Origin of the sequence: Paenirhodobacter sp. (assembly GCF_050177655.1) — a bacterium.
Lineage (GTDB): Bacteria > Pseudomonadota > Alphaproteobacteria > Rhodobacterales > Rhodobacteraceae > Rhodobacter.
In genome coordinates, this window is sequence record NZ_JBFXGV010000092.1 from 1 (window position 1) to 2,747 (window position 2,747).

A 2,747-nucleotide genomic window follows, 5' to 3' on the forward strand; every position below is an offset into this window, starting at 1 on the left:
CCGTGCGCGCATCTCGCCCGTGGCGCGGCGGATGGCGGCGGCGGCGGGTATCGCGCTCGACGGCATCGCCGGCAGCGGTCCGCGCGGCCGGATCGTCAAGCTCGACATCGCGCGCCGCCTCGCCGGAGGCCCGGCCCGGTCCGAACCGCTTGCGGCGCCGGAACCGGCTGCCCCCGCTGCTCCGGCCTCCGGGCGTTCCGCCGTGCCGCCGGGCATCGGCCCCTATACGGCGCAGCCGGTGACGAACCTGCGCCGGGTGATCGCGCGCCGTCTGGCCGAGGCCAAGCAAAGCGTGCCGCATTTCTACCTGAGCGCGGATTGCGAGCTCGACGCGCTGGTCGCGCTGCGCGCGCAGGTCAACGAGGGGCGCGACAAGGCGCAGCGGATCTCGGTCAACGATTTCATCGTCAAGGCCTGCGCGCGCGCCCTGCGTCAGGTCCCTGAGGCCAACGTGATCTGGCACGGCGACGAGATCCTGCATCTTGCCGATGTCGACATTTCCGTCGCCGTCGCGACCGGGGGCGGGTTGCTGACCCCGATCCTGCGCGGCGCCGACCGGATGAGCCTCGGCACGCTCTCGGCCGAGATGAAGGCGCTGGCAGAGCGCGCCCGCGCCGGCAAGCTGCGCCCCGACGAGTATCAGGGCGGCGGGTTCTCGGTGTCGAACCTCGGGATGTATGGGGTGAAGACCTTCTCGGCGATTATCAATCCGCCGCAAAGCTGCATCCTCGCCGTCGGCGCGGCCGAACGCCGTCCGGTCGGGCGCGGCGAGAGCATCGTGCTCGCCGAGGTGATGAGCATCACGCTCTCGGTCGATCACCGCTCGGTCGACGGGGCGCTCGGTGCCCGGCTGCTCGCCGCGATCCGGGAGGGCATCGAAGCGCCGATGTCGCTGCTGCTGTGACGCACGACAGGATGACCCTCGCGATTTCCGGCACCACCCGGCTGTTCGCCATCGTCGCCCATCCGGCCCATCACGTGCGCACGCCGCAGGCGATGAACGCGCGTTTCGCGGCCGCGGGGCTCGATGCGGTCATGGTGGCCTGCGACGTGGCGCCCGAGGATCTTGCGGGCTTCGTTTCGGGGCTGCGCGGGGTGCGCAACTTCGGCGGTCTGGTGGTCACGGTGCCGCACAAGAGCGCCATGGCCGCGCTGTGCGACCGGCTGAGCCCGCGCGCCGAAGCGGCGGGTGCGGTGAATGTGCTGCGCCGCGAGGCGGACGGCACGCTCAGCGGCGATCTCCTCGATGGCGAGGGCTTCGTCGCCGGGCTCGAGGCGGCGGGCCATGCCATCGCCGGGCGGCGGATCTGTCTGGTGGGGGCGGGCGGGGCGGCGCGTGCCATCGCGCTCGCGCTCGCTGCGCGCGGTCCCGCCCGGATCACGCTGCTCAACCGCTCGCCCGACAAGCTGACGGCACTGGCTCAGCGGCTTTCGGCGCATCGTCCCGATGTCGGGATCGGCATCGGCGGGCCGGTCTCGGGCCACGATCTGGTCGTCAACGCGACGTCGCTCGGGCTGCGCCCGGACGATCCGTTGCCCTTCGATGTCGATGCGGTCGATGCGGGCGCGGTGGTTGCCGATGTGGTGATGGATCCCGAACGGACGGAGCTGCTGATCCGCGCCGCGGCACGCGGGCTTATCGCGCATCCGGGCCGCGCGATGCTCGAGGGTCAGCTGTCGGAGATGTTCGCCTTTCTGACCCGGGCCTGAACCCCCGGGGGGAGGGCTGAGTGGCGCTCCGCAGCGCGGCGACGCCGGATTTCACCTCCTGCCCGGTCCTCGCGGGCAGGATTTTTCGAACGGTCGCCGGAGGGCGACCCGGATCCTGATAGAGACGGACATGGCAGCGAAACCCTTCGACATGATCGTGATCGGCGCGGGCCCCGGTGGCTATGTGGCGGCGATCCGGGGCGCGCAGCTCGGGCTGAACGTGGCGGTGGTCGAACGCGAGCACCTGGGCGGGATCTGCCTGAACTGGGGCTGCATCCCGACGAAGGCGCTGCTGCGCTCGGCCGAGGTGTTCCACCTGATGCAGCGCGCAAAGGAATTCGGCCTGAAGGCCGAGGCGATCGGTTACGACCTCGGCGAGGTTGTCAAACGCTCGCGCGGGGTGGCGAAACAGCTCGCCTCGGGCGTGGGGCATCTGCTGAAGAAGAACAAGGTCACCGTGATCATGGGCGAGGCGCGCCTGACCGGGCCCGGCACGGTGACGGTGAAGACCGACAAGGGCAGCGAAGAGCTGACCTCGAAGGCCATCGTGCTGGCGACGGGGGCGCGCGCCCGCGCGCTGCCGGGGCTCGAGGCGGACGGCGATCTGGTCTGGTCCTACAAGCACGCGCTGCAGCCGGTGCGGATGCCGAAGAAGCTGCTGGTCATCGGCTCGGGCGCCATCGGCATCGAATTCGCGAGCTTCTTCAACACGCTCGGCGCCGATACCACGGTGGTCGAAGTGATGGACCGCGTGCTGCCGGTCGAGGACGAGGAAATCTCCTCCTTCGCGAAGAAGCAGTTCCTGAAATCGGGGATGAAGATCCTCGAGAAGACCACGGTGAAGAAGCTCGACCGCACGCCGGGCAAGGGCGTGGTGGCGCATCTCGAGGATGCGAAGGGCACGACCACCATGGAATTCGACACGGTGATCTCGGCCGTGGGCATCGTCGGCAATGTCGAGAACCTCGGCCTCGAGGGGCTGGGGGTGAAGATCGACCGCACGCATGTGGTGGTGGACGCGTTCTGCCGCACCGGGG

3 protein-coding genes are annotated in these 2,747 nt (G+C 70.1%); all 3 read left to right on the forward strand.

What is annotated here, in order from left to right; genetic code table 11:
• On the forward strand, positions 1-904 hold a 904-nt coding region (locus AB7U46_RS17550), incomplete at its 5' end, for a 2-oxo acid dehydrogenase subunit E2 (RefSeq protein WP_428338276.1).
• Positions 905-915: 11 nt separating this feature from the next.
• Positions 916-1,710: a shikimate dehydrogenase family protein gene (locus AB7U46_RS17555; protein WP_428338277.1), complete on the forward strand. Its 795-nt coding sequence runs from the start codon at positions 916-918 to the stop codon at positions 1,708-1,710.
• Positions 1,711-1,840: 130 nt separating this feature from the next.
• Positions 1,841-2,747, forward strand: a 907-nt coding sequence (locus AB7U46_RS17560; RefSeq protein WP_428338278.1) for an FAD-dependent oxidoreductase, incomplete at its 3' end; no start/stop codon positions are given.